4 protein-coding genes and 1 pseudogene are annotated in these 5885 nt (G+C 73.1%); 1 reads left to right on the top strand and 4 read right to left on the bottom strand.

The features are described from left to right. The 3 genes and pseudogenes from GPJ59_RS32450 to katG form a co-directional block, all read right to left on the bottom strand. Positions 1-289, bottom strand: a pseudogene (locus GPJ59_RS32450) (two-component sensor histidine kinase); the annotation flags it as partial. A gap of 328 nt (positions 290-617) precedes the next feature. After that, positions 618-1157: a hypothetical protein gene (locus GPJ59_RS32445; RefSeq protein WP_219671498.1), complete on the bottom strand. Its 540-nt coding sequence runs from the start codon at positions 1155-1157 to the stop codon at positions 618-620. A 297-nt stretch (positions 1158-1454) separates the two neighbouring features. Then, positions 1455-3644 carry a catalase/peroxidase HPI gene (katG, locus tag GPJ59_RS32440; protein ID WP_219671497.1) on the bottom strand — a complete coding sequence of 730 codons (2190 nt, stop codon included), beginning with the start codon at positions 3642-3644 and terminating at the stop codon, positions 1455-1457. A 350-nt stretch (positions 3645-3994) separates the two neighbouring features. On the opposite strand from katG, the gene GPJ59_RS32435 reads away from it, so the two are divergent. Further along, complete coding sequence (locus GPJ59_RS32435) at positions 3995-4612, top strand: carbohydrate-binding module family 20 domain-containing protein (RefSeq protein WP_219671496.1); 618 nt, start codon at positions 3995-3997, stop codon at positions 4610-4612. Positions 4613-4707: 95 nt separating this feature from the next. On the opposite strand, the gene GPJ59_RS32430 is transcribed toward GPJ59_RS32435, so the two are convergent. Beyond that, positions 4708-5885, bottom strand: a 1178-nt coding sequence (locus GPJ59_RS32430; protein WP_219671495.1) for an FtsX-like permease family protein, incomplete at its 5' end; no start/stop codon positions are given.

The following is a 5885-nucleotide window of genomic DNA, read 5'->3' as shown; positions in this document are numbered from 1 at the left end:
CCGCCGCGGAGGCCACGAGCAGGGTGCCGGCCGCGGTGAGCAGCCGGGTCCGGTCGCGGGACCGGGCCGTCCGGTGGGCCACCGTGTACGCGGTCGCGGCCGTGACGGGCCCGAGCCAGGGCGCCGGGCCGGTCAGCACGGCCAGGGTCAGGAGCACGGCGCGGGGGAGGCGGCGGCGCAGCGGGAAGAGCGCGGTTCCGGCGGCGAGCACGGCCAACTGCAGGCGCGCGTACGGCAGGGGCACCAGATGCCCGACCGCCGCGTACACGCCCAGGGACGCGAGGAGCACACCGCACGTCTGCGCCGCTGCCCTCGCGGCCGGGCGGGAGGTGCTTTCCGGGCGGCGGCGATATCGGGCGGATCGGCGGAACGGGCTGGTGAACGGCACGGTGACCAGTATCGGCGTCCCGTCGCGGCGCAGGCCTGCGCCTTTCGGAGGATCCCGGTCTCTGTCCGAAGACAGAGACCGGGCGACAGAGACCGGGCGGCCGGGACGGGGGCCGCGGGGACACCGGATGCCGGTCCGTGCGTCGTCGGGCGCCGGTCCGTACGCGAGCGCCCCCTCCCGCGCGGCGGCGGGAGGGGGCGTGCGTTGCGTCAGCGGCGCTCCGAGGGCGTCAGAGCTTCTTCGCGCTGGAGACGACGCACTCCTTGTACTCGCTGCCGTCGCCCTTGCCGGTGTACGGGGTGGTGGCCTCGGCCTGCTGGGAGGCGCCGGCCTTGACCTTGAGGCCCGTGACCATGGCCGTGGCGGGGGTCACGGTGGAGCCGGTGGCCCCCTGGAACTTCATGGTGATGCTGTACGTGTAGTCCAGCGCGCCGTTGTTGGTGACGGTGAGCTTGGCGACCAGCTTCTTGCCCGTGTCGTCCAGCCGGCACTTGTCGATGCGGATGTCGCGCTCGGCCTTGTTGGCGCTGCTGGAACCACCGGGGACGGAGGCGCCGCCCGAGGTGCTGGTGCTGCTGCTGTCGTTGCTGCCACCGGTGGTGGAACCGCTGCTGCTGCTCCCGCCGCTGCTGCTTCCGCCGGAGCTGCTGGAGCTGGAGCTGGAGCCGTGGCTTCCGCCGCAGCTTCCGCCGTGGGAGCCACGGGCTCCGGTGAGTGCGACGACTGCGGCGCCGCAGACGGCTATTGCGCGGACATGACGAAGTTTCACGTTCAACCCCGTTGGATGTTCGATGAGCAAGGTGGGTGCCCGTTGGCAGGTGCACGTCACCCTAGCAGTGCGCGGATGCCGCTCGGCGACGGCGCGGAGGCGAGGGCGACGGTGCAGGGGACACACCATAGCGGGGCGGGGCCCGCAGGCCCACTCGCCATGGTTTCGGCCCGTCACCGACCCGGCCGCGGCGCGAAGATGCCCGGCCGCGGCGCGAAGATGCCCGGGACGGCCGACGGCGGCCGCCCCGGGCGCGGGGGAACAGGGGGTACGGGGTACGGGGAGGTGCAGGGCAGCTCAGGCGAGGTCGAACCGGTCGAGGTTCATGACCTTGTCCCACGCGGCCACGAAGTCGCGCACGAACTTCTCCCCGGCGTCCGCCGACGCGTGGACCTCACAGACGGCGCGGAGTTGGGAGTGGGAGCCGAGGACGAGGTCGACGGGGGTGGCGGTCCACCTGACCTCGCCCGTGGCGCGGTCCCGGCCCTCGTACTCGTTCTCCGCCGAGGCGGACGCCTTCCATTCCGTGTTCATGTCGAGCAGGTTGACGAAGAAGTCCGTGGTCAGCGATTCCGGCCGGTCGGTGAGGACGCCGTGCCGGGACTGCTTGTGATTGGCGTTCAGGGCCCGCATGCCACCGATCAGGACGGTCATCTCGGGAGCGGTCAGCGTCAGCAGGCTGGCCCGGTCCAGGAGCAGGGTCTCCGCCGACAGCTTCTCTCCCGCCCGCAGGTAGTTGCGGAACCCGTCCGCGCTGGGTTCCAGCACGGCGAACGACTGCACGTCGGTCTGCTCCTGCGAGGCGTCCGTGCGCCCCGGTGCGAACGGGACCGTGATGTCGTGCCCGGCGCTCTTCGCCGCCCGCTCGACGGCCGCGCACCCGCCCAGGACGATCAGGTCGGCGAGCGACACCCGCTTCCCGCCGGACTGCGCACGGTCGAACTCCTGCCGGATCCGGTCGAGGGTCTGCACCACCTCGGCCACCTCGGGCGTGTCGTTCACCGCCCAGTCCCGCTGCGGCGCGAGCCGGAGGCGCGCCCCGTTGGCCCCGCCGCGCTTGTCGGTGCCGCGGAAGCTGGCCGCCGCAGCCCAGGCCGTGGCGACCAGTTGGGAGACGGACAGGCCCGATGCGAGGATCGTGTCCTTGAGGGCCGCGACGTCCTGGTCCGTGACCATCGCGTAGTCGGCCGCGGGGACCGGGTCCTGCCACAGCTGCGGCTCGGGGACCCAGGGGCCTAGGTAGCGCGTGGCGGGGCCCATGTCGCGGTGCAGCAGCTTGTACCAGGCCCTGGCGAACGCGTCGGCGAGCGCCTCGGGGTTCTCGTGGAAGCGCTTCGCGATCGGCCCGTAGACCGGATCCAGCTTCAGCGAGAGGTCCGTCGTCAGCATCATGGGCGCGTGCCGCTTCGACGGGTCGTGGGCGTCCGGTACGGTGCCCTGCGCCGCGGGGTCCCTGGGGGTCCACTGCTTCGCGCCGGCCGGACTCGTCGTCAGCTCCCATTCGTAGGCGAACAGGTTGTCCAGATACCCGTTGTCCCACTTCGTCGGCTCGTTGGTCCACGCGCCCTCCAGCCCGCTGGTCAGCGTGTCGGAGCCCTTGCCGGTGCCGTAGGTGTTCCGCCAGCCCAGGCCCTGCTCCTCCAGGGGGCAGGCCTCGGGTTCGGGACCGACGTACTCGGCGGGGACCGCGCCGTGGCACTTGCCGAAGGTGTGGCCGCCGACGATGAGCGCGACCGTCTCCTCGTCGTTCATCGCCATGCGCCCGAACGTCTCGCGGATGTCCACGGCGGCGGCCAGCGGGTCCGGGTTGCCGTTGGGGCCCTCCGGGTTCACGTAGATCAGGCCCATCTGCACCGCGCCGAACGGACCCGTGAGGACCCGGTCGCCGGTGTAGCGCTCGTCCCCGAGCCAGGTGTCCTCGGGTCCCCAGAAGATCTCCTCGGGTTCCCAGATGTCCTCGCGCCCGAAGCCGAACCCGAACGTCTTGAACCCCATCGACTCCATGGCGCAGTTGCCGGCGAAGACCAGGAGGTCGGCCCAGGAGATCTTCCGGCCGTACTTCTGCTTGACCGGCCAGAGCAGCCGGCGCGCCTTGTCCAGGCTCGCGTTGTCCGGCCAGCTGTTGAGCGGGGCGAAGCGCTGGGCGCCGCTGCCGCCGCCGCCCCGGCCGTCGGCGATGCGGTACGTGCCCGCGGCGTGCCAGCTCATCCGGATGAAGAGCGGCCCGTAGTGGCCGTAGTCGGCCGGCCACCAGTCCTGCGACGTCGTCATCACGTCGAAGACGTCCCGCTTCAGCGCGTCGACGTCGAGGGTCCGGAACTCCTCCGCGTAGTCGAAGTCCTCGCCCATCGGATTGGACTGGGGGGAGTGCTGGTGGAGGACCTGGAGATCCAGCTGATTCGGCCACCAGTCCCGGTTGGACCTGGGCGGAGTCGGCGTGGGGGTCGGGGAGGGGATCACCGGGTTCTCGCTCTCGCTGCCGGACACGTCCGTCCTTCTTCCTGTCGCGCTGGTTCCTTCTGCTGACTGCTCGCCCGCCGGGCACGCCGATGACCGGGTCGTCTCGGCGTCCGTATGGTCGCGCACCGCGCAGCACGGACCGCAGAGCCACGAGAGCATGCGGGGCAACTCCACACAAAAGCACTCAAAGCGCATGCCGTTGCGGGGCGTCCGGCGGGGCGGTCGGCGGGGGCCGTCGGCAGGGGCGGTCGGCAGGTCGGCAGGGCCGGCCGGAGGGTGCCGGAGCGCTGCCGCACATTCTTTCTGAAAGTTTCCGCAAGTTCTTGCAGATCTCGCTAGGGTGCTGGCGTTGCCTCCCAGCGAAAGGACCGAACCCCATGTGGGCATCCCACGGCGGGCGCATCGCCGTCACTGCGGGCCTCCTGGCCGCCACCCTCGTCGCGCAGGCGTCGCCTTCCTCCGCCGCGCAGGCGTCGGCCGCCTCGCCGATCCGGTTCGGTGTCACGGCCACCACCGAGTGGGGCGACGAGCTGCTCGCCGTGGGCAGCGTCCCGGCACTCGGTTCGTGGGACCCGGCCCGCGCGGTGCACCTCGACGCGCACGGCTATCCCGTCTGGTCCGGCGAAGCCGTCGTACCGGCCGACGTCCCGGTGGAGTACAAGTACGTGGTCCGGGAGTCGGACGGGACGTTCACCTGGGAGGAGGGCCCCAACCGCCTGCTGCGTCCCCGGCCGGACAGCCCCGTCACCGTCCGGGACACCTTCCGCCGTACGCCCGGCACACCGGCTTCCGGCGTCGCACCGACGTGCATCACCTGGTCGGAGACCTGGCGCTACACCTCCGCCTTCAACGGCTGCGGCACCACGTACCACCTCCAGGTCCTCCACCAGGACGGCACCAGCACGGGCTGCCGGGAGGTCGCCGCCGCCACGGCCGCCACCTTCGCGGGCTACGGCCCGTACGAGAACCACGCCGTGGCGGTCCTCCACTGCTGACCGGGCGCGTCGGAGCGTCCTGGTCAGGGTGTCTCGCTCAGAGGGTCCCGCCCAGCGAGTCCCGGTCAGGGCGCCCCTGCTCAGGGCGCCCCCGCTCAGAGCGTCTCGCTCAGCGAGTCCGCCAGTCGCCGCCGCGCGGCCCGGGTCGCCGGCAGCGTCGCCGCCGCCACCGCCCCCAGCACCGCTCCGGCGATCACCGACACCAGCATCCACCACGGCGGCGACTGGGCGATTCCCGCGCCGATGCCGCTCGACGCGCCCTGGGCGTCCACCAGCCAGGTGCCCGACAGCGCGCCCACCGCCGTCCCCACGGCGGCGGCCGCGAGAGCGGTCAGGCCGGCCGCCGTCACGATCATCGCCCCGATCTGCCGGGGCGTCAGCCCGATCGCCTTCAGCGCGAGCAGGTCGCGGCCCCGGTCGCGTACGCCCGTGCCGACCAGGGTCAGCAGTTCGATCAGCCCGATGAGCGCCAGCACGGGTATCAGGGCGGCGATCACCGCACGTGCCGGTGCCAGCCGGTCGGCCGGGTCGGTGGTCTCGCGGATCTCCAGCGAGCCGCCCGCCGCCGCGGCCAGCGCGCCGCTCACCGCGCGGGGGTCGGCGCCCTCGCGCAGGACCAGGGCGTGGAAGCCGGGCCGCAGCTGCGGATCGCCCTCCCGCAGCGCGTCGACGGTCGTGGTGATCACGCGGCCGCCGGACTCCGGCTCGATGGTGCGGCCGACGAGGTGCAGGATCTGCGGCCGCCCCTCGACGGTCATCCGCACCCAGTCGCCGACCCGCACGTCGAGGAGGTCGAGCAGTCCCTGCCCGGCCACCGCCTCGTCGGGCCCGCCGGCCGCGCGCCCCTCCACCACCGCCGAGGGATACGGGTCCTGCGCCGTGCCCAGCCCGCGGAGCGTGATCGTGCCGGTCTGCCCCGGTACGAGCGCCGCCGTCTCCGCACCCGGATGCACCGCGGCGATGCCCGGGACCGCCGCGAGGGTCTTCTCCAGCTCGGTGTCCGACGGACCTCCGGGCTGCTGGGCGCGTACGGTCAGCGCCGCGGGCATGCCGACCGCCGCGGGCCGGCTGCGGAACTGGTCCAGCGTCGACCACGCCACGAGTGCGACCGTGACGAGGGCCAGCGGCAGGGCGAGCCGGAGCACCGGAACCAGCGTCCGCCGGCGGCGCGGGAACGCGGCCCGCCAGCCCAGGACCAGGGCAGGCGGCACCCGTACCCCGAGGGCGCGCCGGCCGAGCGCGGTCATCGGCGCGGCCGACGGCAGCGCCGCCC

The sequence above is a fragment of the Streptomyces bambusae genome (assembly GCF_019400985.1).
Classification (GTDB): Bacteria; Actinomycetota; Actinomycetes; order Streptomycetales; family Streptomycetaceae; genus Streptomyces; species Streptomyces bambusae_A.
The sequence above is the reverse complement of the archived record's forward strand: the minus strand, read 5'-3'. Positions and strand labels throughout refer to the sequence as shown.